26 protein-coding genes are annotated in these 25,203 nt (G+C 48.0%); 9 read left to right on the forward strand and 17 right to left on the reverse strand.

From position 1 onward, the window contains the following. Both cysS and murJ read left to right on the forward strand, forming a co-directional pair. Positions 1–1,799, forward strand: a 1,799-nt coding sequence (gene cysS / locus ACP5SG_RS02660; protein WP_428121744.1) for a cysteine--tRNA ligase, incomplete at its 5' end; no start/stop codon positions are given. After that, a complete protein-coding gene (gene murJ / locus ACP5SG_RS02665; protein ID WP_237888229.1) occupies positions 1,781–3,382 on the forward strand; it encodes a murein biosynthesis integral membrane protein MurJ in 1,602 nt (533 codons plus the stop codon). The genes cysS and murJ, both read left to right, overlap by 19 nt. On the opposite strand, the gene dfsP is transcribed toward murJ, so the two are convergent. From dfsP to ACP5SG_RS02710, 9 genes are all read right to left on the reverse strand, one after another. Continuing rightward, positions 3,353–3,973, reverse strand: a complete 621-nt coding sequence (dfsP, locus tag ACP5SG_RS02670) for a DUF166 family (seleno)protein DfsP (protein ID WP_428121749.1) — start codon at positions 3,971–3,973, stop codon at positions 3,353–3,355. The two genes, murJ and dfsP, sit on opposite strands and share 30 nt — an antisense overlap. Beyond that, positions 3,963–4,907, reverse strand: coding sequence for a GTP cyclohydrolase, FolE2/MptA family (locus ACP5SG_RS02675; RefSeq protein ID WP_237888231.1), 945 nt, complete (start codon positions 4,905–4,907; stop codon positions 3,963–3,965). The genes dfsP and ACP5SG_RS02675 overlap by 11 nt, the downstream gene beginning before the upstream one ends. Next, on the reverse strand, positions 4,847–5,665 hold the full coding sequence (locus ACP5SG_RS02680) for a glycosyltransferase family 2 protein (RefSeq protein WP_237888232.1): 819 nt from the start codon (positions 5,663–5,665) through the stop codon (positions 4,847–4,849). The genes ACP5SG_RS02675 and ACP5SG_RS02680 overlap by 61 nt, the downstream gene beginning before the upstream one ends. Beyond that, positions 5,662–6,441 (reverse strand): hypothetical protein, encoded by a 780-nt coding sequence (locus tag ACP5SG_RS02685; protein ID WP_424661184.1) that lies wholly within the window; start codon positions 6,439–6,441, stop codon positions 5,662–5,664. The genes ACP5SG_RS02680 and ACP5SG_RS02685 overlap by 4 nt, the downstream gene beginning before the upstream one ends. Before the next feature lie 5 nt (positions 6,442–6,446). Continuing rightward, positions 6,447–7,091 carry a RibD family protein gene (locus ACP5SG_RS02690; RefSeq protein WP_237888234.1) on the reverse strand — a complete coding sequence of 215 codons (645 nt, stop codon included), beginning with the start codon at positions 7,089–7,091 and terminating at the stop codon, positions 6,447–6,449. Between the two features lie 27 nt (positions 7,092–7,118). Continuing rightward, positions 7,119–7,805, reverse strand: coding sequence for a lipid-binding SYLF domain-containing protein (locus ACP5SG_RS02695; protein ID WP_424661186.1), 687 nt, complete (start codon positions 7,803–7,805; stop codon positions 7,119–7,121). Positions 7,806–7,911: 106 nt separating this feature from the next. Continuing rightward, positions 7,912–9,051, reverse strand: a complete 1,140-nt coding sequence (gene hemW, locus ACP5SG_RS02700) for a radical SAM family heme chaperone HemW (protein WP_237888236.1) — start codon at positions 9,049–9,051, stop codon at positions 7,912–7,914. A 35-nt stretch (positions 9,052–9,086) separates the two neighbouring features. Then, complete coding sequence (gene ptsP / locus ACP5SG_RS02705; RefSeq protein ID WP_428121759.1) at positions 9,087–10,889, reverse strand: phosphoenolpyruvate--protein phosphotransferase; 1,803 nt, start codon at positions 10,887–10,889, stop codon at positions 9,087–9,089. Positions 10,890–10,891: 2 nt separating this feature from the next. Then, entirely contained in the window at positions 10,892–11,173 is a 282-nt protein-coding gene (locus ACP5SG_RS02710; RefSeq protein WP_237888238.1) for an HPr family phosphocarrier protein, read from the reverse strand. 312 nt (positions 11,174–11,485) lie between these two features. On the opposite strand from ACP5SG_RS02710, the gene fusA reads away from it, so the two are divergent. From fusA to ACP5SG_RS02740, 6 genes are all read left to right on the forward strand, one after another. After that, positions 11,486–13,573, forward strand: coding sequence for an elongation factor G (gene fusA / locus ACP5SG_RS02715; RefSeq protein WP_424661189.1), 2,088 nt, complete (start codon positions 11,486–11,488; stop codon positions 13,571–13,573). Position 13,574: 1 nt separating this feature from the next. Beyond that, on the forward strand, positions 13,575–14,066 hold the full coding sequence (locus tag ACP5SG_RS02720) for a MogA/MoaB family molybdenum cofactor biosynthesis protein (RefSeq protein ID WP_237888240.1): 492 nt from the start codon (positions 13,575–13,577) through the stop codon (positions 14,064–14,066). Positions 14,067–14,162: 96 nt separating this feature from the next. Then, positions 14,163–15,224, forward strand: coding sequence for a redox-regulated ATPase YchF (locus tag ACP5SG_RS02725; protein ID WP_424661190.1), 1,062 nt, complete (start codon positions 14,163–14,165; stop codon positions 15,222–15,224). Further along, complete coding sequence (locus ACP5SG_RS02730; protein WP_237888242.1) at positions 15,217–15,993, forward strand: Crp/Fnr family transcriptional regulator; 777 nt, start codon at positions 15,217–15,219, stop codon at positions 15,991–15,993. The genes ACP5SG_RS02725 and ACP5SG_RS02730 overlap by 8 nt, the downstream gene beginning before the upstream one ends. Before the next feature lie 91 nt (positions 15,994–16,084). Then, a complete protein-coding gene (locus ACP5SG_RS02735; protein ID WP_424661191.1) occupies positions 16,085–16,948 on the forward strand; it encodes an HDOD domain-containing protein in 864 nt (287 codons plus the stop codon). A gap of 29 nt (positions 16,949–16,977) precedes the next feature. Then, positions 16,978–19,134, forward strand: a complete 2,157-nt coding sequence (locus ACP5SG_RS02740; protein WP_428121768.1) for a hybrid sensor histidine kinase/response regulator — start codon at positions 16,978–16,980, stop codon at positions 19,132–19,134. 55 nt (positions 19,135–19,189) lie between these two features. On the opposite strand, the gene ACP5SG_RS02745 is transcribed toward ACP5SG_RS02740, so the two are convergent. The 7 genes from ACP5SG_RS02745 to pstC all read right to left on the reverse strand — a co-directional run bounded on the left by ACP5SG_RS02745 (position 19,190) and on the right by pstC (position 23,896). After that, positions 19,190–19,585, reverse strand: a complete 396-nt coding sequence (locus ACP5SG_RS02745) for a hypothetical protein (RefSeq protein WP_424661193.1) — start codon at positions 19,583–19,585, stop codon at positions 19,190–19,192. 94 nt (positions 19,586–19,679) lie between these two features. Then, on the reverse strand, positions 19,680–20,063 hold the full coding sequence (locus tag ACP5SG_RS02750; protein ID WP_424661194.1) for a hypothetical protein: 384 nt from the start codon (positions 20,061–20,063) through the stop codon (positions 19,680–19,682). Positions 20,064–20,169: 106 nt separating this feature from the next. Further along, positions 20,170–20,616 (reverse strand): MarR family winged helix-turn-helix transcriptional regulator, encoded by a 447-nt coding sequence (locus ACP5SG_RS02755; RefSeq protein ID WP_237888247.1) that lies wholly within the window; start codon positions 20,614–20,616, stop codon positions 20,170–20,172. Further along, positions 20,606–21,274, reverse strand: a complete 669-nt coding sequence (cmk, locus tag ACP5SG_RS02760; protein ID WP_237888248.1) for a (d)CMP kinase — start codon at positions 21,272–21,274, stop codon at positions 20,606–20,608. The genes ACP5SG_RS02755 and cmk overlap by 11 nt, the downstream gene beginning before the upstream one ends. Before the next feature lie 28 nt (positions 21,275–21,302). Further along, entirely contained in the window at positions 21,303–22,076 is a 774-nt protein-coding gene (gene pstB / locus ACP5SG_RS02765) for a phosphate ABC transporter ATP-binding protein PstB (protein ID WP_237888249.1), read from the reverse strand. 18 nt (positions 22,077–22,094) lie between these two features. Further along, positions 22,095–22,937, reverse strand: coding sequence for a phosphate ABC transporter permease PstA (pstA, locus tag ACP5SG_RS02770; protein WP_424661196.1), 843 nt, complete (start codon positions 22,935–22,937; stop codon positions 22,095–22,097). Next, a complete protein-coding gene (gene pstC / locus ACP5SG_RS02775) occupies positions 22,934–23,896 on the reverse strand; it encodes a phosphate ABC transporter permease subunit PstC (RefSeq protein ID WP_428121777.1) in 963 nt (320 codons plus the stop codon). The genes pstA and pstC overlap by 4 nt, the downstream gene beginning before the upstream one ends. A gap of 232 nt (positions 23,897–24,128) precedes the next feature. Here pstC and ACP5SG_RS02780 point away from each other — a divergent pair, with 232 nt between their 5' ends. Continuing rightward, positions 24,129–24,917, forward strand: coding sequence for a YkgJ family cysteine cluster protein (locus ACP5SG_RS02780; protein WP_237888252.1), 789 nt, complete (start codon positions 24,129–24,131; stop codon positions 24,915–24,917). A 1-nt stretch (position 24,918) separates the two neighbouring features. Here the strand turns inward: ACP5SG_RS02780 and ACP5SG_RS02785 are convergent, their stop codons facing one another. Further along, positions 24,919–25,191: a hypothetical protein gene (locus ACP5SG_RS02785; protein WP_237888253.1), complete on the reverse strand. Its 273-nt coding sequence runs from the start codon at positions 25,189–25,191 to the stop codon at positions 24,919–24,921. Positions 25,192–25,203: the final 12 nt, after the last annotated feature.

Here is a 25,203-nt window from a genome sequence, read left to right on the forward strand (position 1 = left end):
GGATCACGAAGCGCATAAGGGAATTGGGTCCAAATGTACGCATCATAGGGGTGGAGCCCTATCTCGGGCACAAGATCCAAGGTCTCAAAAACATGAAAGAATCATACAGGCCTGGGATATTCGACAAGACCCTGCCCGATACGATAGTAAACATCCATGACGAAGAGGCCTTTGAATTTGCACGCAGGCTTGCGAGTGAAGAAGGGCTCTTTGTAGGCATGAGCTCAGGCGCTGCAATGGCTGCGGCCTTCTCTCAGGCATCAAGCATGAAGGAAGGCGTGATCGTAGTGATATTTCCTGATGGCGGCGAGAGATATCTGAGTACCAATCTATTTCTGCCACGGCGCAAGAACAAAGGCGAAGAGCAAGGAGGGCCAGTCATAAAACTCACCAACACGCTCACTAGGGAAAAAGAAAGATTCGAACCGCTGCTTGCAGGAAAGGTCGGTATATACTCCTGCGGACCCACTGTCTACGAATATGCGCATCTCGGCCTATGCAGACGGATGGTTGTTGCGGATCTTTTAAAAAGACTACTCCTGATGCAAGGCTATGATGTGACCCATGTGGTAAACATCACAGACATAGACGACAAGACTATAAAGGCCGCCCTCAAAGACAACATGGGGCTTGATGACCTTACTGATCGCTATTTCCAGGCCTTTCTAGAAGACGTCTCGGAGCTGAATATCCTTCCAGCTTCCTTTTACCCGAAGGCAAGCGCCCACATACCCGAGATGATAGATATTGCAAGGCGCCTGCTGGATGCCGGATATGCCTATGTAAAACACGGCTCCGTCTATTTCGACATATCAAAACTGCCGTCCTACGGCCGTCTGTCGCGTATAGACATATCAAAGATCCATGTGGGCAAGACCGTCGATCTCGACAACTACGACAAGGACAGTCCGGTGGACTTCACCCTCTTCAAAAGGGTAACCCTTGAAGAATTGAAAAAGGGGATAGGGTTTGAGACAAGCTGGGGGCAGGTACGCCCTAGCTGGCACATCGAATGCGTGGCCATGTCTATGAAGTACCTTGGAGAATATTTCGACATACATACGAGTGGTTGCGATCTCGTGTTTCCACATCACGAAAACGAGATAGCCATGGCCTCTGCATTGACAGGCAAGCCACTCGCCAAATACTGGATTCACAGCGAACTTGTCCATGCGGATGGAAAGAAGATGTCCCGAAGCCTCAAAAACATAATAACCCTGAGAGACCTGAAGAAGAAGGGATTTTCAGGCAGACAGATAAGGTTCTTTCTCTTGAAGACAAACTATCGCAAACCCCTTATTTTTTCATTTAAAGCGGTGCGTGAAGCGGTCCAGGCATTGAGACGCATAGACAGGTTTACAGCAGGTATAAAGACATTGATCGATCCATCGACTAATATTGAGAATACCGCTGATTATATAAAAGAAACGGTCAAGGAGATGGAAAATGGCTGGAGCACTGCGTTAAACGACGATCTCAATGTCTCAGGGGCCATCGGTGCGCTTGCCCGTATGATCCGCAAGGTAAATTACTATCAAAAGAACCATGGACTTACAGGTCCTGATGCAACCACTATTTTTAACGCCCTCAAGAAACTGGATGATGTCATGGCATGCCTTGACCTTTCCGGACAAGAAGACCAGCAGCTCGAAAATATCCGTTCCCTTATCGGTCTTCGCGAGGCGGCCAGAAAAAACAAGAATTGGGCCGAGGCGGACAGATTGAGGGATGAGCTCTTGAAGATGGGCGTAGAAGTCATGGATACATGCGATGGTGTAAGATGGCTGAAAAAGGAGTAAGCGCGGCCTCTCTTGTCCGCTCCGCCGGTCCAGTGACCATCGCGGTGTTCTTGTCAAGGCTCCTCGGACTCGTAAGGGAGCAGGTTATCGCATGGTTGTTTGGGGCTGGTATGGCCACAGATGCATTTGTGGTCGCATTCAGAATACCCAACCTGCTTCGAGACCTATTCGCCGAAGGGGCGTTGAGTTCGGCCTTTGTGACGGTCTTTACGGAATATGAGACAAGGCGCTCGAGAGAAGATGCGGCCCGTCTCGTAAACAATGTATTCACCTGTCTCGTCGTCGTCGTATCGGTGATTATGTTTATCGGGATGGCATTCTCAGGCGAACTTGTGCGCCTGCTTGCCCCGGATTTCGTTCTGATCCCTGGAAAGCTTGAACTGACCACCCATCTTGCGGTAATCATGTTTCCGTTCCTGCTCCTTGTATCCATAGCCGCCTTGTTTATGGGCATTTTAAATACCAGACGCCACTTTTTCATACCTGCCCTCTCGTCCAGTTTCTTTAATCTTGGCTCCATCGCCGTCGGTGTTATTTTTGCATACCTCCTCCCAAAATGGGGGATACCTGCCATATTTGGCATGGCAATAGGGACACTTGCTGGTGGTCTCGCCCAATTGGTAATTCAAATCCCGCTGTTTTTGCGGGAAAATTTGAGTATAAGGCCGTTGATAGACCTCAAAGACCCCGGACTTAGACGTATAGCCCGTCTCATCATCCCGGCCATAGTCGGGCTTTCGGCTGTGCAGATAAATATCTTCGTGAACACAAACTTCGCATCCAGGTGCGCGGAGGGTAGTGTTGCATGGTTGAGCTACGCATTCAGACTCATGCAGTTTCCGATAGGCCTCTTCGGAGTGGCATTTTCTATTGTAACCCTGCCCGCGGTCTCGAGGCTTGCCGCACTGAGGGACATCGATGCCCTTGGGCACACGCTTGTATCTTCACTTATAATGGCCTTTGCCCTGACGGTACCGGCGGCCATAGGACTCTGGATACTGGCAGGACCAATTATAAGGCTTATCTTTGAACACGGGCGATTTACCGCCTTTGACACAATCATGACCGCCGAAGCGCTCAGATACTATGCCATAGGACTCATTGCATATTCGGCGGTAAAGATAGTAGTTCCGGTATTCTATGCATTAAACGACACACGCTGGCCTGTGATAGTGAGTTTTACAACAGTCCTGTTGAATATCGTAACAATATCCATGACCATCGACCGACTTGCCCACAAGGCGATAGCACTCTCCACCTCGATCACTGTAACCTTGAATTTTATCCTCCTCGCCATGATATTATACAAAAAGATGGGGCATTATCCTGTAGGAAGGCTCTTCTCAGGCCTTGGCAGGATATGCCTTGCAGGGGCCGTCATGGGAGTATTGCTTTTATTCATGGAATCCTACTACAGGCCCTCAAATAACCCTATTATACTCACCTTTCAGATAACCGGATATGTAGCTGCAGGGACGGCAATATATGCGGTTATGCTCTTTGTTTTGAGACTGCCGGAATTCAGAGAGGTATCGGCCGCCATACGAAGACGGCTATGTGCAGGCCGCGATTCCTTTTTTTAACGCAATTATGTGAACCTCGCCTGCAAAGTGAAGGGGGCTCTTGCCTGAGATGGGATCAAAGGCCGATGGATTTGCGCAGCAGAGGTATTGGACCTCTCTGCCGACGGCGCTTATGGCTTCCTTGCTGGTCATGCCTATCAACCTTGAGGTGACCTTCCAAGTTGCACCGCACGGTGCGCCGCGTCTGACCTTAATGCCTTCAATGCGCCCATCTCTCATTTCAACATCATATTCGGGGATACCGAACTGCTCGCCGTACGCCCCTGCCGCATACAGTCTTCCAAGGCCGCAACATGTAAAAGGCGCTATGGCGCCCTGAATGTGCTGCCCGGATGCAATCACCGGTATGCCCTTTTTGTTGCAGAGCCTTACCAGATGTTCAGAAAGATCGGGGTGTTTGAGAAAATCGAGCACCAGGTCCCCGTCGAAGTCTTCAGTTATGAATTCCTCGGGCTCGTCTATTACCGACGGGAGGTTTGCAGGCAGATCAAAAACCTTTTCTACGATTATATCCCGGCCGAATTCACTTATCCCGGCGGTTTTCAACCACCCTGAACCATGTTGTTCAAAAACCACGATCCTAAAGGGCATGAATTATATCCCCAAGCGTTGTCTTAAGGGTACAGCAGACATCGTGGATATGAATGCTCTCGAGACTCCTTGACTCTATCATAACCTCTGTCCTGGCAGGCATTGCCGTCCCAAAGTGTATACCCACCTCCCTGGCCGTTTGCCGCACTGCATCTTCTGCAAACTGTGGGGCAAGATGCGCCCTCATCACCATCTCGGCCTCATCGGACCTCTTTAAGAGGTCTTGGGTGACATGAAGCGCGGCCTCAAGACACTTAAGAAGGTCTTCGTAGGATGGATCTTCGCCGTATCTCTCAATAAAAAGGCGCGTAAAGGAACGCTGTGAATGGGTTATGAGCGGGAATGAGTTGCCCTTCGCGCTAAACAACTCCTCGTTATATACCTGGGTGCATGGACATGCGGTTATATGCGAGACAGAAAGACCTATCGTCTCCTTGAAATCCAGTTCTGTTTCAAGTCTTGTCACCTCGACCCTTGCCTCTATATCGAGTGCATCAGTGGATATCCTGTTACTTACCGAGGCGATGCGCCGGACTGGGACCTTCCCTTTAAGGTTTACGTATGCAATCCCACCTCTCTGTCGCTTGATTACCAGCTCTGCAAGTGCCCTTGCATAGAAACAGAGATCATTAAACGGCCTGCCGCAGAGGGACGAGACCGCCTCTTCCATCCTTGACATGTGTATGCCGCGCGAATCAGCCGGAAGGCTTACCCCGATATTTGCATCAAAGGGTAATTGCCCGAAGGGAAGACGTACCCAGAGTGTTTTGCCTGAGATACCAACAGATGTAAGCCCTATCCTGAACGAAGGGGCCTCCTCTGGGACATCGTGGGCATTTGCCAGGACCCTCGAATGTTCTTCGACTGGGATCGTCAAGGCTCTATTAACCCTTGCGCCTTCATGCCCACATACCAGTCCTGTACGCTCTTCCATTTCCAAGCCTCCTTGGCTGCAAACTCATGCATGCCCTTGAGCCGTAAGATCTCTTCTTGTCCTGCCAGACCAGACGCCATCACTGTCTTTTCGATCTTGCCTATGAGATTCAGGATATTGTCCGCCACCCCATTGGTATTACAAAGACACCCGCTGTGCAACGTCCTAATGGTTATGATCTCGGACACAAAACCAAAAGGAAATAGGACCGACAGCCTTAAAAAAAATACCCAGTCCTCACCGAGTACACCGCCTTCAAAACCGCCAGCCTTTTCAAACGCCTCTCTGGTCACACAAACCGACGATGGCACCAGGAAACACCACCTCACGAGCTCCCTAAAGACATCCCCTTCTATGGCGCGCCCACGTTCAGGGATAAAAAATTCCCTTTCCGGTCTTGAAATCATGTCGATATTTTTAGTGATGCCGTACGCCACATTGAGTCCCTTGGCTATAGCCGACATTAACGCCGAGACATGATTCGGGAGCCACTGGTCGTCGGAATCGAGAAACATCAAAAGTCCGCCGGCTGCAGCCGCTACCCCCATATTCCTGGCAAGACCTGGACCAATGCCACCTGTTTTTATGACCTTGACCTGTGGAAATCGTTTTTTTACGGCGGAAGGTGTTCCATCAATTGAGCCATCATCAACGACTATCACCTCAGAAACGGCCTTGGTTTGGCAAACTACACTTTCTATGGCCCTTAAGACCAAATCTTTCCTATCTCTTACAGGTATAATACAGCTAATCTTCATTTCTTTTCGCTTACATCCCGTCCAGGAGGAAAACACATGGCCGCATCTTTTATGCGACCCTCAAGCCTATATTCAATATAAGATGAAACCATAGGGAACATATCATCGAGATATGCGCCTATCTCCTTTTCTGTGGCACTGGTCTTTGTCTGGCAAAATAGGCACTTGCGTTCACCCCCACCTGTTGATGGAAGACCGAGGTCCTCAAGAAGGTGCCTGCCGACCGATTCGATATCCAGGTCTTCATAAAGTGGAAAGGCCGTTCTTATGCCGAATCTCTTTGAAAGATGCGCTGTTTTTTCCATGAAGACATAGGTCTGTTCAGGATAATAACCCTGTTTTTTCGTATAACCGGCAAACATGGTAGGCGCCAGATGCTCAACGCAATAGATTATACCCCTGGCGTGCATGGCAAGTTTACAGGCTACACAGACGAGGTTCTTTCCGCCGTATTTAGGCATCAGGTCTTCATAGACGTCAAGCCACAGACCCTGAAAGAGTCTCCCCATATCAAGCTCTACATATGACGTCTTCGGGACCTTGTCCGGCTCTGGCGCCTGGGCTGCAAGTATCCGCTTGGCCACTCTCATGCGGTTTTTGGGAAAGGCCGGAAACCGCCCCATGCCGTTCAACATATGCAAAAGATGGATGCGTCTTGGTCTCGGTATAAGCGGATGCCTACCCGAAAAGGCAAGCGCATAGAGAGAAAGGGAATCGGTGCCGCCTGAATATAGAATAGCGACATCCTGACACTCAGGAACAGGCATCCAAGTCATAATCGTCACCTCTTTTTTATCTTATATCGCAAAAAGACCTCGCCACTTTCCTCAACCCTGGACTCAAAGAGTTTCATATCCAAGAAAGGTCTTCCCAAAGGCAACGGGCCGTCGGCAAGACTTGGCGCCCCTTTTTCACCGGAAAGTTTGGGCGTTATAGTCAAATGAAGTTCATCCACTATGCCTTCATAAAGCGCACTGTAATTAAGTCCGGCCCCGCCCTCAATCAAAACACCCTCAACCCCGAGCCTTGCCAGGGCAGAGACGGCGTCGGCAATTGAAAGCCCAAAAGGGCCTTTATTTATACCGACAACTGTGGCCTTTCTCCCGACCGACAGCCTGAGATCTGGAGCTATTTCCAGCCCTGTGAATATAATAGGTCTACGCCCGCGACCCTCTAGAAAGAGTCGCTTTCCGTAAACAGGTATTCGCCCTGAACCCGTTATGATGGCACGTATACGATTCCTCAACGTCACCCCGCCTGGACCAAGCATCTCTGGGTCGCCCAAACGCAGCGTGTTTGCACCAATCAGGCTTGCATCCGTCTCAAGGCGCATTTTCTCAAGATATTCTCTGTCGAGCGGGCTGCCCGAGACGATCGGCCCTATCCTGCCGCAGGCAGTGGACGCACATATGATTGTTACCTTCATGCCATCTCTTTGTCTTACGGCAGTCTTTTAATGAAATCTCTCCAGATATGTCAAAAGCCTTTGGGCCTCCTCTGGCACCTTTGGGATATCTCCATATAATATCTCGCTTGGCAGATAAGGATGCAGATAAAAGGCCTGGTTTGCGTCATAGTCATTGTAAATATATACCCCTTGTAAGGATACCCCTGCAAAGAATCCCCTCGCCCTTGAATATGAATAGACCTCGGCCTTAAGTGAAGCGTCTGTTGCAGCCTCGAGCTTCCTCCCTACAGGTCCTGCCGCCACTGAGAGATCAACACCCAGCGTCGCATTGTTGCTCAAAAAGGCCCTTACCCCCCTTTCGTTCATAATAACCATGACAAAGTCGACCGACTCAAGGCCTATCTGCCAACCAAAACTCCCACCACCCATGGTAAGAAATGTAGGCCCTTTCCATTTGTTAGTCTTTTGATCTCTAACAACCAGGATGCCCTTGCCGTAATTTGCGCCCAGAATAAAACCGCCTTTTATGACACCTGGGAAAATGGCTATGCCAGCACAGCTTGACAGAAGATCATGTGGTATACCTTTTTCGGGCGTAGCGTTCAACTCGTAAAGGACCCTGAAGGCGCTATCAACCCGCTGATAGACGCCTTGTCCTGCCGATGCCGCCACTGGATACAAGGCATATACAAAAGAAAAAATCAAAGGTAAGTAGCTGGCGTAGCGTTTCATAATAGGGTCCTTTTGTTTAAATTTGATAATAGCTATTAAAAATTTTTAACAAAAAGCCTGAGAAATTGCAATCTCTAGCACGAATCTGCATATAAAAAGATAAAACCTAAACCAGTCTGCTCAGAACCAGATTGGCGAGGCGTCTGCCACGTCTTGTAAGAAAGAGCCTTTCCGAATCATGATAAATGAGCCCGTTTTCAGTAAGTCGATCGATCTCGTCTCCGTAATAGCCAAGGACGTCGCGTCTCCATTCCGTCTGAAGGTCTTTGAAATGGATACCGTCCACAAGCCTCAGACCCATAACGACGGACTCACGAAACCTTGCGTCTTCATCTAGGACCTCCCTTGACCTAATTGGTATCTTTCCAGAGAAGACAGCTTCCATGTAACAAAGGACATCCGCCTCGTTTTTATACCGCGTCGGAGGGAGATATGAAACAGCTGCACAACCAAGCCCCAAGTAGGTCTTATTTTGCCAATAGGTAAGATTATGCCTACATTCAAGGCCTGGGCGCGCAAAATTCGATATCTCGTAGTGTTTGTAGCCGACTTCAGACAAAAATCCTTCAGTCATATCTGTTAAGAGCAAAATGGTATCTTCGTCAGGCAACACCACCCTACCCTGCTCAACCCAGGCCTTGAAATCGGTTCCGTCTTCAACAGCGAGTTCATAACAGGAGATATGTTCCGGCCCAAGCACCGCCGCTTTTTCAAGCGTCCTCTGCCACAGGACTGGATTATCGCCCGGCCAGCCATAGATCAGGTCCATGCTTATAACCTGAAAATCTACAGCTCTGGCCATTTTAAAGGCATTTATAGCATCTAAAACAGTATGACTCCTCCCCAGGGCCAAAAGTCCTTTCTCTGATAGAGATTGTACGCCGAGGCTCAGGCGATTTACACCGGCCGCCCTTACAGTTTCCAGCCATTTAGCGCTGACAGACCCAGGATTAGCCTCTACAGTGACCTCTACGCCAGAGGACAAAGACCATGAAAGACCTTCAAAGGCCGCCTTGACGACCCTGGCAAGACCGTCAGCCTGAATTGTGGAAGGAGTCCCACCCCCGATATACATGGTATCGAATGTGAGGGCACGAATATCATCCCGGACGGCATAGAGATCCAGTTCCTTCAGCAGGGCATTGAGATAACGCCGCTTAATCTCCTCGGGAAACGGCCTGGAGACAAAATCACAATACGGGCACTTTCGGGCACAGAAAGGGATATGGATATACAAAGCAGCCATATCATAAATAAACAGGATAATAAAAGGTCTTCAACTCATGCATTTATGTCTTGACACAGACCTGGATCGAGCCAGCGCTCCTCAGGAAACCTTTCATGAAAGAAGGCCGAAAGGGCTGCCATAACATCCTGAGGCCCAGGCATCTCAAGAAGCTGTTTTACAAGGACTGAGCACTCATCCTTATCGCACAAACAAATGAGACGCTTCACCCTTGGTATGGCGATGGCGTTCATGCTCAGCTCATCAAGCCCGATCCCGACAAGAATAGGGATATACATCGGTTCACCGGCCATCTCCCCGCACATGGCCACCTCTATACCGGCCTTGTGGGCCGCCTCTACCGTATAATGTATCATCCTCAGGATGCCAGGGTGAAGCGGTTCATACATATGCGCCACATGTTCGTTTGCCCTATCTATGGCCAAGGAATACTGTATGAGATCGTTCGTGCCGATGCTGAAAAAATCCACCTCTTTTGCAAGTATATCCGCTATCATGACCGCCGTTGGCACCTCGATCATGATGCCGATCATCATATGCTCATCAAACGGGATGCCAAGGCCCCTGAATTTCTCTCTGATTTCATCGAGATGCCTTCTTATCTCAAGGAGCTCCTGCCTTCCTGAGATGAGAGGGAAGAGCATCTTCACCCGTCCATAGACGCTGGCCCTCAAAATCGCTCTCAGTTGGACATCGAACAGATCTGGGGCCTTTAGGCAAAGACGAATGGCCCTCAATCCGAGGGCCGGGTTCAATTCCTCTCCGAATGAGACCGGCGCCGCGAGCTTGTCACCGCCTATATCAAGGGTGCGTATGGTAACAGGGTTGGGTGCCATGGCGGTTATTATGTCCCTGTATGCAGTGAACAATTCCTCCTCGCCCGGGAGTTCTTTGCGTGTCAAATAAAGATATTCGGTACGCAACAGCCCTATCCCATCAGCGCCGTGAAATCTCGCGGACGGGATCTCATCGGCCAGCTCTATATTGGCCTTCACCTTTACCGCAAAGCCGTCTCTGGTCACGGCCGGCAGGTGGCTATTATAGATGATATCCTGACGGTATCTGATGTAGCAGGTCTGTTTTTTCTTGTAAAGTGCAAGGGTATCGTCTTCTGGTGCTATGACCACCTCGCCGGTCAAGCCGTCAACAACCAGCACCTCCCCCGAAAATACCTCAGATGTGATATTTTCAAGACCGACTACGGCTGGGATCCCGAGAGACCTCGCAAGGATGGCAGTATGAGAGGTGCGGCTCCCTATGTCAGTCACAAAAGCAAGTATCTTGGATGGGTCAATCTGTACCGTATCAGCAGGCGATAGGTCATGGGCCACGATAATGACCGGTTCCCTGACCTTACTCAAGTCTCCTGCGGCATGCCCAGATAATAGGCCAAATATCCTTTCTACGACATAGTCAAGGTCCTTGACCCGTTCTCTGATATACTGGTCCGTTATCTTGCTGAAAAGCCCTCTTGCATGCTCGACAGCCAGGCTGAGCGCCCACTCGGCATTGATCTTTCTCTCGGCGATAAGTTTGAGTGTCTGATTATATATCATTCGATCTTTGAGCATCAAGAGGTGCGACTTAAATATCTCACTGTGACTACTCAATTCATCAGGCAATCCGGCCATCAGCATGTTTATGTGATTTTCTGCGTCTGAAACAGCCTTTTTGAAACGACGGATCTCGGGCCCAATCTCATGCCCTGACAGCACTGTCTGTGGTATCTTGAATTTATATTTGTCCAGAAAGAAAGCACGGCCTATCGCGATGCCTGGAGAGGCACCGACGCCGTTGAAGACAATTTCTCTGTGATTATTTTGTCTGGCGGCGGTCATGGTCAATCCCTTTCACCGAAACCACTTTCGATCAGTGCCTTGAGCGCCAAGACAGCGGCTGATGCATCAGGACCGCTCGCCCTGACCTTGAGACGACTGCCCATAGGACAAGCAAGCGTCAGCACCTCAAGGATGCTCTTGCCGTCCACAACAGCGTCGTCTTTTATCAGCCGCACATCGGATTCGAATTCACTAGCCAGGCTGGCGAAGCGTGACGCTGGTCTGGCGTGAAGGCCGAGTCGGTTTAAAATGATTACTTCCACCTCAAGGGAGTTATGAGACATGACCTTTTTAATTTTGTAACAAATACTACATAACATAAAAGGGCAAGACATGTTAAGTCAAGCATCAATAAAAAGACTATTAGGATATCACCCATCTGCACTGTTAATCTGATTTGTGTAACAGCATGATAGCTGTCAGGAGGGATCCGTCCAGATCAAACGGTTGTACAAGGGCCTTTTAATGCAAATCCGACAAAAAATATCGTGCCTCAACAAGGGTTTTTTGCAGGAACCCTTGACGCAGACAGCAACCATTCATTATCTTGATCAAATCTATCTGTTCTTTAATTCCAAGAGAGGAAGGGATTGAGCATGGAAAATGAAAACATCAAGAACATCGCCATTGCTGGCAACAACGGGAGCGGCAAGACCTCTCTGGCAGAGGCCGTGCTTTTTACTGCCAAGGCGACAAAACGCCTGGGCAGGGTGGATGACGGGAGCTCGTGTCTTGATTTTGAACCGGAGGAGATCAAACGTCGCATCTCAATAAGCGCCGCCCTTCATAACCTCACATGGAAAAAGACAAGGGTCTTCATAATCGACACCCCAGGGGAAGACAATTTCCTGCCAGAGACAAAAATGGCCCTCAGGGTTGCGGACAATGCCCTTTATGTGATGGATGCGGTTGATCCATTGAAGCCACAAACGGAAAAGACATGGCGCATGATCAAGGAGCTTGGACTTCCGGCTATGATCTTCATAAATAAGATGGATAAGGAGAGGGCGGATTTCAAAAGGGCTGTCGATACGATAAAGACGCTCGGCATAAGGCCGGTACCGCTTTTTATGCCCATAGGGGCACAGGAGGGGTTTAAAGGTATAGTTGATCTCATCCAAATGAAGGCCTTTGTCTTTGCCCCGGATGGGAGCGGGAAGGCGACCCAAATCGACATCCCTCCCGACCTCGAAGACGAAGCAGGTGTCTTGCGTGGAAATTTGATCGAATATGCAGCAGAATCTGAAGACAGCCTGCTTGAAAAATTTTTGGAGGGGGTGGAGCTGAGCCCGGAAGAAATAATATCAGGCCTCATGAAGGGCGTCAGCGAAGGCGGTTTTGTACCTGTAGCATGCGGATCCGCCATAAAAAACATAGCAAGCCCAAATCTCTTGGATCTTATAGTCAATCTTATGCCTGGTCCTCAGGCCAGGGGAGACGTTAAGGGCCTCAATCCAAACACAAGGTCCGAGATCATCATGAAACCGCTGCATGATTCGCCTGTATCCGGCATCGTCTTTAAGACCTTGATAGATCCATATGCAGGGCGTCTCTCGATCCTACGGATCTATTCCGGCACCATCAAGCCGGACGGCGTTCTCTATAACAGTATCCGGGAGGTTGATGAACGCTACGGCCAGATATTCCTCCTCGAAGGCAAGGCCCAAAAACCAGTCGAGCAGGCGACACCCGGCGAGATAATCGCCATTGCGAAGCTCAAAGAGACGGCAACGGGCGACACCCTCTGTACCCGTGCAAATCCCGTAATATACCCCTTTGTTGATATACAACCGCCTGTGCTGACCTATGCCATTAGACCCAAGACAAGAGGGGATGAAGAAAAGATCACACAGGTACTTGCAAGGCTCAAAGAAGAAGACCCGACGCTCGCGATACAGCGGGATCAACAGACAGGAGAACTTCTTATAGCCGGAAACGGACAGATACACATAGACGTCACCATTGAAAAGATGGAACGCAAGTTTGGGGTACAGGTCGAACTCGCCCTTCCGAAAATCCCTTATCATGAGACTATAAAGGCTGCACAAAAAGGGGTAATCTATCGACATAAAAAACAGACCGGCGGGGCAGGTCAGTTTGCCGAGGTCCATTTTGACATCACGCCGCTTTCACGTGGGGCCGGATTTGAATTTGAAGAGGCCCTTGTCGGCATGAATGTCCCAAGAAACTTTGTACCGGCTGTTGAAAAAGGGCTTCATGAAGCGCTGCAGTCAGGTCCGTTGGCCGGGTTGCCGGTAGTAGATATAAAGGTAAGATTTTACGATGGTAAGTCGCATGAGGTTGATTCATCCGAAACTGCCTTCAAGATAGCAGCGATCCAGTGCTTCAGAAAAGGCGTACTGGATGCCAAGCCGACCATCCTTGAACCTATAGTCAAGATGACTATTGAGATACCAGACAATGCCGTAGGAGATGTGATCGGGGATTTAAATTCAAGGAGGGGGCGGGTGATGGGTATGGAGCCGGGACAAGACGGTCGCCAAGTAATAACCGCTCTCGTCCCGATGGCCGAGGTCCAGCGCTATGTACTCGACCTAAACGCCTTAACCGCTGGACGCGGGACATTCTCTATGGAGATATCCCACTATGAAGAGGTGCCCGGGAATCTACTCGACAAACTCATAGCTAAGATCAACGAGGAAAGGGGCAAAGGAGAAAAATAGAATGTACACAGCTGGTATACTCACGATCAGCGACAGCGCATCCAAGGGTGACAGAGAGGATGCAAGCGGTACCGTCATATCCAGACTTCTTAGTAAGAAAGGATTCGATGTGCTTATACATAAAATAGTGCCTGATGAACAACAGACCATCAGTAAAATCCTCATGGAATGGGTAGATGAAAAGGAGGTGGATATAATCGTAACGACAGGCGGCACTGGGCTTACGCCGAGAGATACAACGCCAGAGGCCACAATGGCTGTGATCACACGGCTTATTCCAGGCATACCAGAGGCGATGCGCGCTGCGGGTATAGGAGAAAACCCAAGGGCCATGCTCTCGAGGGCAGTGGCCGGGGTCAGAAAGCGGACGCTCATTATAAACCTGCCAGGTAGCCCGGCCGGGGTTGAGACCGGCCTTTCTGTGATCATGCCCATTCTGAAGCACGCGATCGATAAAATAAAAGGTGACAATACCCCATGCTGTGAAAGATAAGAAATGCTTCCTTGCTTTAACAATAAATAGTGATTCCTCCATCTTTTGAAGAGGAAATAAAAAATGTTTTCGTGTCATCTTTAAACAGGAGTATTTATGAAAATAGGTATAGTAGGTCTGCCTGGGAGCGGCAAGACCACCATCTTTAATGCCCTTACCGGCGGCCATGCCGAGACTTCTTCATATAGCGGCGCCAAAAAAGAGGTGAATCTTGCGATAGTAAACGTCCCGGACAAACGCCTCGATGCCTTGTCTGATATGTACAAACCCAAAAAGACCATTCATGCCCAGGTGCAATATGTCGATGTCGGTGGCGGCATTTCCGGAAAAGATGCCGACGGCCGCGCCAAAGACGCCTCTATGGATGAAATTTTGAGGCTCCTCCGACCTGTCGATGCCCTGGTGCATGTAATCAGAAATTTTGAACGGCCAGGGGATGCCGCTGATCCGCAAAGAGACCTCGAGGCCTTTGAATCGGAACTCGTGTTGACTGACCTCATTGCCCTGGAAAGACGTATCGAAAAGGTTGAAAAAGAAATCATTAAAGGGAAAAAAGGGGATCCAAACGAATTTGAGTTGCTCAAAAAGGCATATGAGGTATTAAATAGCGGTCATGCCCTAAGGTCCTTAAATAAGATCGCAATGTCTCCTTTGCTCAAGGGCTACGCACTCTTATCCGCAAAGCCGTGCATCGTAGTCTTAAACAGCGCAGATGAACTCGGTGTGGGCGAAACTCATCTTGTTGCACCCGAAGGCGTAGTAACTGTTGAAATCAAAGGGCGCCTCGAGATGGAGCTCAAAGAGCTCCAGCCTGATGAGGCAGAGGCATTCAGAAAAGATCTAGGGTTGTCAATACCGGCCACCGACAGACTCATCCAAGAATCTTATGCCCTTCTGGGGCTCATATCTTTCTTTACCGTCGGTGAGGATGAGGTACGGGCATGGGATATTGCAGCCGGCACGCATGCCCAAAAGGCCGCTGGCGTCATCCATTCAGACATAGAAAAAGGGTTCATAAGGGCCGAAGTGGTCTCGTACGAAGATCTCATGTCCCATGGATCGTATGTCGCGGCGCAAAGGGCCGGCAAGGTTCGGCTTGAAGGCAAGGACTATGTAATAAAAGACGGCGATGTAGTAAATTTCAGATTCAATGTCTAGGTCTTTAATACAGATGGTTGCCTTTCAAAAAAACGGCATACAAAAAGACAGCGGGCAGGATGGGATAAAAAATGATGGACTGAAAAATATCATGGACGGCCTCTCAATGACACCCATGTTTGATGGGCTCTCCGTTGAAAGGCTGAGGTTGATCGCTGGCATCACTGAACTCCGCCTTTACCGCAAAGGACAGACCATTTTTTCCGAGGGTGACCCGGCGGCTGGTTTCTACGCGGTCTTTTCGGGCCGGGTCAAGATATTCAAACTCTCCCCTGATGGGAAGGAACAAATACTGCATGTCTTCGGGCCGGGCGAGCCGTTCGGAGAGGTTGCTGTGTTCGAGGGTATAAATTTCCCGGCCTATGCCCAGGCGATGGACGATGTCACAGCCATATTCATACCGAAGGAACGTTTTGTAGAACTGATAGCTAGAGACCCAGCGCTCACATTGAATATGCTATCGGTATTATCAGTTAGGCTCAAAAAATTCACCCACCTCATAGAAGACCTCTCGCTAAAAGACACACCAGGGCGGCTTGCTAAATACATCCTGCTTTTGAGTGACAAGGGCCATGGGTCTGACAAGATAAGGCTTGACATCACAAAGAACCAACTTGCAGGCCTCCTTGGGACCATACCCGAGACGCTCTCGAGGATTTTTGCGCGCCTATCAGGCCGCGGGCTTATCAGGATGGAAGGGGCCGATATAACCATCCTTGACCGCAGGGGTCTTGAAGATCTGGCCCAAGGCGTCGCTAAACTCATTTGACAACAGACCCAAACAAAGGCCGGCCTTGATATTTAGAGAATGAATGATAAATTATAAAAAATAACATTAAAAATACTACTAAAGACCTTTCATGGATATCCCTACCCCCAATCTCTCTCTGTGCCTTGAAAAAATCAACTCCGCCGAATGGCTGCCATGTCCGGATCAGGCGCTATCAAGGTGCCTGAGGCTCTTTACTGAAAAAGATGTCTCTTTAAATATGATAGAAGAGGCCTTTAGGATAGAGACAAGCCTGTGTTCGCAGCTCCTTAAGGTCGCAAACAGTGCATTTTATGGTGCGACCAAGCAAATACATGATGTCCGCAGGGCCGTAATGACAATAGGTCTGAGAGAGGCAAAAGGTATATGTCTGTCAACGGCCTTGATGCAGCAATTCTCTCAGGCGTTGCTGCCCACTGCCTTCGATCTCATAAAATTTTGGCGTCATTCTATGCTGACCTCATTCATTGCAAGCGAACTTGCGATGGACAAAACATGGATCAAAAGGGATGAGGCGCAACTTTATGGTCTTCTGCACGATATCGGCAGGTTGGCCATGGCCGCATTGCTGCCGGATTGGTTTAATAAGGCCGTTACGTCTTCACTTAATGGGGGCAAATCGCTCTGCGAGGCTGAAAATGATCTAGGTATAACACACTCATTCTTGGGATGGGCACTTGCAAAAAAATGGAGACTGCCGGAACCTGTCTGCCTAGTGATCCGCTGGCACCACGATCCAATAAAGGAAGGCATCTATTCAAAACAGGCGGCCCTTATATATATAGCGGATTATCTTGCTAACACTATTGGAAAGTCCGTTATAGTGCCGCAAATAGTCCCCAATGAAAAAATCTTATCTCTTGCAGATATAAATCTATGGAAATTGCAGGATTCCATGGATACGCTCAAAAATCTAACAAACAAGATAGAGGCATTCATCAATGATGCCATCTAATAAATCAACCATAATCGAACTATTGAAACATGAACAACAACAGACAGAATGTTAGAAAATCCACGATCACTGCTGATCCTGTATCAGCATCGATCAGAGATGATTTTTTGCAATTGAGAAGCCAAAAATTAGAAACGATCAATGCCTTGGGTATCATTCTAAGAATGATACGAACGGCAACCGCCAATTTACCGCGCGATATACTGGCACAACATATCACAAGGATACTCATAGAAGATACAGATTTTGAAAACGCATCTATTCTTCTTTATGACAAAGAGCATGATTGTCTAAGGTTAAATAAGGCGACTGGATTTTTGGATGTCCTGGGTGACAATATCGAAATCGATTACAATAAAGATCTTGTTTTTCAAAGGGATGAGGGTATTGCATGGCGTGTATTCAAGTATCAAACCCCATTTTTTATAGAAGATTGCGAAAGCCAACCGCTACCCAATAAAAAGGGGGCAAAAATAAATCCCGGATCCTTTGTCTGTCTCCCTCTTGGGGACCAAGGGGTCATCAATATGAGTGCTTCCAGAAAAAGGATGCTCCCAGAGATCAAGAGAAGATGCCTTATAATCCTTGCCGATCTCGCAGGACATCTGCTTCGACAGGCAGACCTTCAAGACCATCTCAACAGCGGACATCTGAATCTGCAGCAACTCATTGAGGCTGGCATCATCGGTCATGGTGCGGACGCCTGGCTAAAGGAGTCAGCATCATATCTAGAATCAGTCATGCAATATATCCCCCAGGGCATATGCATTATCAATATAAACGGCGACATTGTTTATGCAAACCAGCGCCTTTTGAATATGCTTGACAGTGAGATCAACCATCTGAGGAACCAACCGATAAGTAAGATAGTTGTTGACGCGGCAGGCTTTGATGAGGTGTTTAAGCACGTCCTCTATAAAAGAGAGATAACCCGAGCGTCTGACGTACATCTTGCGAAAGCAGACGGATCGGCGCTGCCGGTTGAGATATTTCTCCATCCATTGAAGGGCCGGGGCGGCCATATCGATGGGGTTATGTTGGTCATCTATGACCCTTCGACTAGGCAATCCATAAGTGAAGATCTATTGCGTGATGAAAAACTTAAGGCTATCGGCACCATGGCAGGTGGGATAGCGCACAACTTTAATAACCTTTTGACAGCCATCCTTGGTAATATAGAGCTTCTCGCAAGAGGCATAACAGACCCTATTGCGCTCAAACGTATAAAGAATATAGAAAGGGCGGTGCTTGACGGGGCGCAGATGATACGCCGGCTCCAGACCTTTACTAGGTTCAATGCCTTAAAACAAGAAAATTATGCCCCGACTGATGTAAAGACAGCCATAGAAGATGCAATAGAACTCACAAGCCCGCGATGGAAAGATATTTGTCAGAGAAAGGGGATCCAGATAAATCTTATTAAACAACTTGATGATACCGGGCCGGTATCCATCCAGCAGTCCGAGTTGAGAGAGGTGTTGATAAACATGATATTCAACGCCATTGAGGCCATGCCAGATGGGGGTGACATCACGCTGCGCACTTATCAGCACGGTTCGACAGCATTCCTCGAGATCGAGGACACAGGCTCAGGTATGTCCGATGATATAAAGAGACAGGTGTTTGACCCATTCTTTAGTACAAAAGGCGTTGAAAACTCCGGCCTCGGGCTCAGCATATCGTATGGTCTCATCGTTGGAAGCGGTGGAGATATAAGGGTAAAAAGCCAACCAGGCAAGGGCACGACATTTATCTTGTCCCTGCCTGTCGTCAAACACCATCAGCCGGACGCGGCAAACAAGGAAGGTCTTGCCGCCATAAATGCGCTGCGGATACTTGTGGTAGACGATGAAGCGCCCCTTGTCGATCTTTTATCTGTCATGTTAAAAGATATGAACCACATCGTAACAGGTACCTCAAGCGGCGAAAAGGCCTTATCGCTCATTGAAACTGAAAGATTCGACCTCATAATAACAGATCTAGGCATGCCGCTGGTAAACGGCTGGCAGATAGCCGCAGCAGCCCATGCAAAATCCCCCCCTGTACCTGTAATCCTCCTTACTGGCTGGGGATGTGATTATGACGGGAAAGACCTCAAGGCCAGAGGCATAGCTGCGGTCCTTTGCAAACCGTTCAAGCTGGATGGACTTATTTGCGCAATATCAGAGGTAGTCAACCAGTCATGATTCTAAAAGCTGCCTGCGCACCGCGCAGGCTTGGGTAGATTATCAGCCGTAGCTATTAAAACAGCCATACCCCCTGGACATAATATCCATAATGGGCAAAGGCCTTATCAAGTTCTATACGTTGATCATCGGGCAGGCTGTAATAAAAATTATAGAATTCACTTACATAATCCTTATCCGAGCATACATATGAATAGATCTTTTGTTGTTGTCCTTGATTGAGCGATGTGGAGGCCAGAATCTTTTTCAAATAGGTGTGACAAAGGGCATCCCTGTCCTTGCCTTTATTAGGTGAACCAAGCAAAGTAGTCCTCTCAAGACTGGCCATCCCAAGCCAGTGTGTCGAGGTTACTATAACGGCACGCCTTGCGCAGCCGGAAAGGACAATGGCCGCCATAAAGAGAAAGACTATGGACACCATAGACAATACATTTCTCTTGACTAACGGCATAGAGCAAAACCTCCTTTCAAATAACTTATTAATAACAAACGAACTTTTCATAGAACAATCTCTCTGCGCGCCGCGCAGCCGAAGATCATCCTCCTCAGCTGAAACCACGTATCTGATACCCGTAGAGCGCAAAGGCCCTAGCAAGGTCCAGCCGCGACGCATCAGGGAGGCCGTAATAGAAATCCCTGAAGGCCTTTGTCAAATCCTTCCCTCCACATATGTAGTAACGGACCATCTCTTTTTGTTTACCATCAAGCGAGCTTACGGCGGCGAGAATCTTTTCAAGATCTCCGTTGCAAAGCGCCTCTATGTCTTTATTTGAACTACCCGAACCGAGCAATGTAATCCTCTCTGCATTTGCCATTCCAATATCATGTGTCGTATGAATCGCCACCCCAGGTTTTGCACAACCGGAAAGAAGGATGATAAAAAATGCAAAAAAAACCGAACCGGCGACATGGCCCTTCTTTTTAAACATATAGTATCCTTTTAATATTTAGAATAAAAATTAGCATTCTAATAAATTTACTACTTTATTCTTTAAAAAAAATCAACAAGAAATTTAATGTCCGATTCGAGTTTGATTAAAGCTGGCTTCTTTTGGCCAGATTTTGCCAAATAAAGATGAGACGCTTCCTCACCTCGGAGACTTCCTGGGGAGAAAGACCGTCGGTCGCCTTTTTATTCATCTCTTCGCCGGCCTTTTCCATTATGGCCTTCAGCTCCAATGCCTTGGGTCGTAGATAGACGTGATAAGCCCTCCTATCCCTCGGACTTCTACGACGCTCTATAAGGCCCGATGCCTCCAGGCGGTCCAATGTACGGACAAGGGTGGGATTTTCTATATAAAGGCGGTCGGCAAGCTCCGTCTGCGTAAGCCCGTCACCGTCAAAAAGCTTCATCAGCACACAAAACTGGGCGCACGTAAGGTTGTATTGAGACAATTTTTCATCAAAACTTCTTTGAAATTCCTTGACCAGTCTGTTTGCAATAAAACCTAGACAATTATCAATATTAAAATCATTTTTCATAATTATCTTTATGACTCATTAAAATTAATATCTTTTCAAGAACATCGTTTGCCGTAAGCCCTGTTGTATCAATAAAGTACGCATCAGGCGCCATTTTTAATGGGGCAAGGTCGCGCGTAGAGTCCGCGGCATCTCTTGCCTCGATCTGTAATAACATATCATGATAATTTACGGTCTTGCCGATTGCTTCAAGCTGCCTCATCCTCCTCATAGCCCTCTCCGGCGTGCTGGCGGTAATAAAAAACTTAAAATCAGCTGCAGGAAAGACAACCGTCCCCATGTCCCTTCCTTCGGCGACGATATTATTTTTGCCGCCGATTTCCCTTTGACACCTGGTCAAATAATCCCTAACAGGCTTAAGCCTCGATACCGCAGAGGAAAGGGCGTCCATTTCGGGACCGCGGATGATATCAGAGATATCTTTACAATTCATAATAATCTTATTGTTATTAAAATCAAAGTCTAACCGTATAGTTTTTAACAACCCAGAAACAGCCTCCTCATCTGTTACGTCTAGACCGTTTTTTTTCACAATCCATGCCACAGCCCTATACATAGCGCCTGAATCGAGATACTTATAACCAAGCCTCGCTGCCAACAATCTGCTTATGGTGCTTTTTCCGGCACCCGCTGGTCCGTCTATTGTAATTATCGTCATTTCTAAGACCTTACGCTTCAATGAAAAATTAGCCGAATCTACCTGTTATATAGTCCTCTGTCTCCTTCTTTGTAGGATTGGTGAACATCTTGTCAGTCGGCCCGAATTCCACACATCGCCCGAGATAAAAAAAGGCAGTATAATCAGAAACACGTGCCGCCTGTTGCATATTGTGTGTTACGATCACGATGGTGAATCTTTCCTTCAGACGTTCTATCAATTCCTCAATCTTGTATGTAGCGATAGGATCAAGGGCAGAGCATGGCTCGTCCATCAATATCACCTCAGGCTCGACAGCGATCGCCCTTGCTATACAGAGGCGTTGCTGCTGTCCACCGGACAAGGCCGTCCCGACGGCATGGATATTGTCTTTAACCTCATCCAGCAATGCCGCATCTTTAAGGGCCTGCTCCACCCTGTCGTTTAGTTCCGATTTGCTCGGGCTGTACTTTAACCTGATGCCATAGGCTACATTGTCAAATATCGACATAGGGAACGGTGTTGGTTTTTGAAAGACCATCCCAATTCTCATCCTAAGATCAATCAAATTGACATCGGATGAAAGGATATTTACACCGTCGAAGATGACCTCGCCCTCCGCCCTCTGATCAGGATATAATGAATACATACGGTTATATGTCCTAATGTGTGTGGACTTTCCACAGCCTGATGGGCCTATGAAGGCCGTAACCTTATATTCGGCTATGTCTATGCTATTATCAAACAGCGCCTGGACCTTACCATAAAAGAAATTGAGATTTCTAACCTTTATCTTGACAGGCGTATCCGGTGGAAGAAACACCCCTCTTTCCCCCTATTTTTATTTCTCCATGCGGTGAACCAAAAATCTGGCTATTATATTCATGACAAGGACTGAAAAGGCAATAATAAATGACGCCCCCCAGGCCTTCATCTGCCAATCATCATAAGGTGACATCGCATAATTAAAGATAGTGACCGTAAGATTCGGCATCGGACGCAGTATCCCGCTCGGCCAATAAGGGCTGTTCAGCGATGTAAACAAGAGCGGTGCGGTCTCACCCGAGACCCTGGCTACAGCGAGAATTATACCAGTCAACATGCCAGCCCTTGCACCACGATATACCACCTGGACAACCATATGCCAGTAGGGTGCACCCAAGGCAAGCGCCGCCTCCCTCAGCCCGGATGGCACAAGCTTCAGCATTTCTTCGGTTGTCCTTGTAATGACCGGCAACATAAGGATGGCCAGGGACACAGCCCCGGCAAGACCGGAAAAACTTTTCATCGGCACGACAATGATGGCATAAACAAATATCCCGATTACAATCGCAGGGGCGCTACCGAATATGCCGGACAAGAAACGGGTAACCCCTGCAAATCTGCCGTGACCAAACTCTGAGAGATATGTACCTGCCAAGATCCCAAGCGGAACGCCCATTATCATGGCAAGAACGGTGATAATGACGGTGCCCAACATGGCGTTTGCAAGTCCACCGCCTGCCTCGCCGGGTGGAAGCGGGAGTTCGGTAAAAAACGCCCAATTTATGGCTGAAAAACCCCTGGCTAGTATTTCAAAAAGTATCCATACGAGAAAAAATATCCCTATAAAGGCGGATATTGAGGAGGCGACCAAGGCCACGCTGTTTACAAGCCGTCTGGGCAACATAGACCTCTTCTTCATGCCTTATATCCCCCTGACGTGTTTTTTTTAAGCCACCATTCTGCAAGTCCCAACACGACAAAGGTGATCAAAAATAAAACGAGCCCTAGTTCTATAAGGGCCGAGAGATAGATTCTATCCGACGCCTCTGTAAATTCGTTGGCAAGCGTTGAGGCAATGGTATTACCAGGGGCAAACAGGGAAAGTGACAATTCATGGGCGTTCCCTATCACAAACGTTACCGCCATCGTTTCGCCGATAGCCCTGCCCAAGCCTAGAAGTAGCCCACCTATTACACCCCTCATACCGTAGGGAAGTACTATCTGTCTAACCACCTCCCACATCGTTGCACCAAGTCCATAGGCGGATTCTTTTATAACCCTTGGCGTCATTAAAAATACATCTCTTATGATAGATGCCATAAAGGGCAATATCATTATGGCCAGCACTACGCCGGCCGTGAACATCCCTATGCCCATGGGCGGTCCCTGAAAAAGCGGCAAAAACCCCAAATATCTCCCAAGAAACGGCTGTATGTAATCCGACATGAAGGGCGCAAGGACAAAAAGGCCCCACATGCCATATATAATAGACGGTATCGCAGCCAGAAGTTCTATAGCCACACCGAAGATGGGTCTCAGCGCAAGCGGCGAGAGTTCGGTAAGAAATATGGCCACTCCAAGGGCGACAGGGACTGCAAGCAACATGGCAAGCGCTGTGGATACCAATGTACCTATTATTGTTGTAAGGGCCCCGAATTCAGAGGTAACTGGGTTCCATGTGGTGGATATGAGAAATTTCAAACCAAAACGTTGAATGGAAGGCCAAGCGTTGTATATAAGCACTGCAAGCATCATTACAAGCAAGATCAGTATGGAAAGGGCCGCAGCTAACGTAATAAATCTGAAGGCCGAGTCAAAAATGGGGAGATGCGCCCATGAACCTGATTTGTCATTTTTAGCTGTTAAATAGCGAAACAAGCCTCGGATCCCCGTTTGCAAACCTATTTGATGGATAAAAATTTCACAGCCTTATTTATGCTATCTGATATTAAACCAAATTTTTTCTTTTACCATATAAAAATCGATGATACCATTTTATGTAACATGATCGTCATACAATACAATCAAACAAAAGGCGCCTTGTCCGATGCCGCAAAATTTCGTATTTTAATTTGGCATCTCGATGCATAAAAATAAAATGGAGAATCAGATGGCCGAAGGACCTCAAATCTGTTTCGACTCTTCAAAAAAGATGGTGGGCAGGGATACGTTCCGCTTTTCGTGCACCCCTGAAAGGGCCTGTTTTACAGCCTGTTGCCACGATCTCAATCTTATATTGACCCCCTATGATATCTTAAGACTTAAAAAATGCCTGGGCTTGAAATCATGGGATTTCCTGAAGCGCTATACAAGCGTGCATGTCGGGCCTGGTTCAGGCCTTCCGGTGGTGATGCTTAAAATGGAAGGCGCCGACATGAAGTGCCCGTTTCTTGAAACCGGCAAGGGATGCACAGTTTATGACGACAGACCCGGCGCTTGCAGGACATATCCCCTTGCAAGGATATCCTGCCGTTCCAAAGATAGAAACGGTGTTGAAGAATTTTATTATATAGTTAAGGAACCGGATTGTCTAGGCTTTCAAGACGGGGTGGAATGGACAGTAGAAGAATGGGTCAAAAACCAAGAGATAAAACCGTATAACGAAATAAACGATATATTTGGAGAGCTTTTGCAGGCAAAGATAGAAGTAGGCGACCCAAGCCTCACGGCAGATCAGATAGAGATATTTTACCGCGGCTGTTACGATCTTGATGAATTCAGACGTTTTTTTCTGAAAGGTCCAAATCTTGATCGCTATCTAGAATCAGGGGAGATAATCAGAAAGATTACTAATGACGAGCTCGAGCTCCTCAAATACGGGATTCGTTGGGTAAAAAAAAGACTTTTCCAGGGTACTTGTCTCACATGCAAAGCGACACACCGTACACGCCAGACATAGTCTATACACCTTCGGACTGTCTAGTTTCAGGTCTTTCCTCCAGATCCCTTACAAGCTGGGCGACTTGGATGCCAAGTGATATGCATTCCTTGCCGATCATACATGCATCTGCCTCTTGAGGCTCTAAATACGTTTCAAGTCTTTTGCCGCCCCTTTCCAAACGAACCACCCAGGCCTTTTTTGCTTGATCGTATCTTACATCAAGGTCTATATGGCATTTACCGATATCAGGGTATATCTCTCTGATCTTTTCACAGAGTTCCTTTGAATCCATGACACCCCCCTA

It is taken from the genome of Dissulfurimicrobium sp., assembly GCF_049968175.1.
Classification (GTDB): domain Bacteria; phylum Desulfobacterota; class Dissulfuribacteria; order Dissulfuribacterales; family Sh68; genus Dissulfurimicrobium; species Dissulfurimicrobium hydrothermale.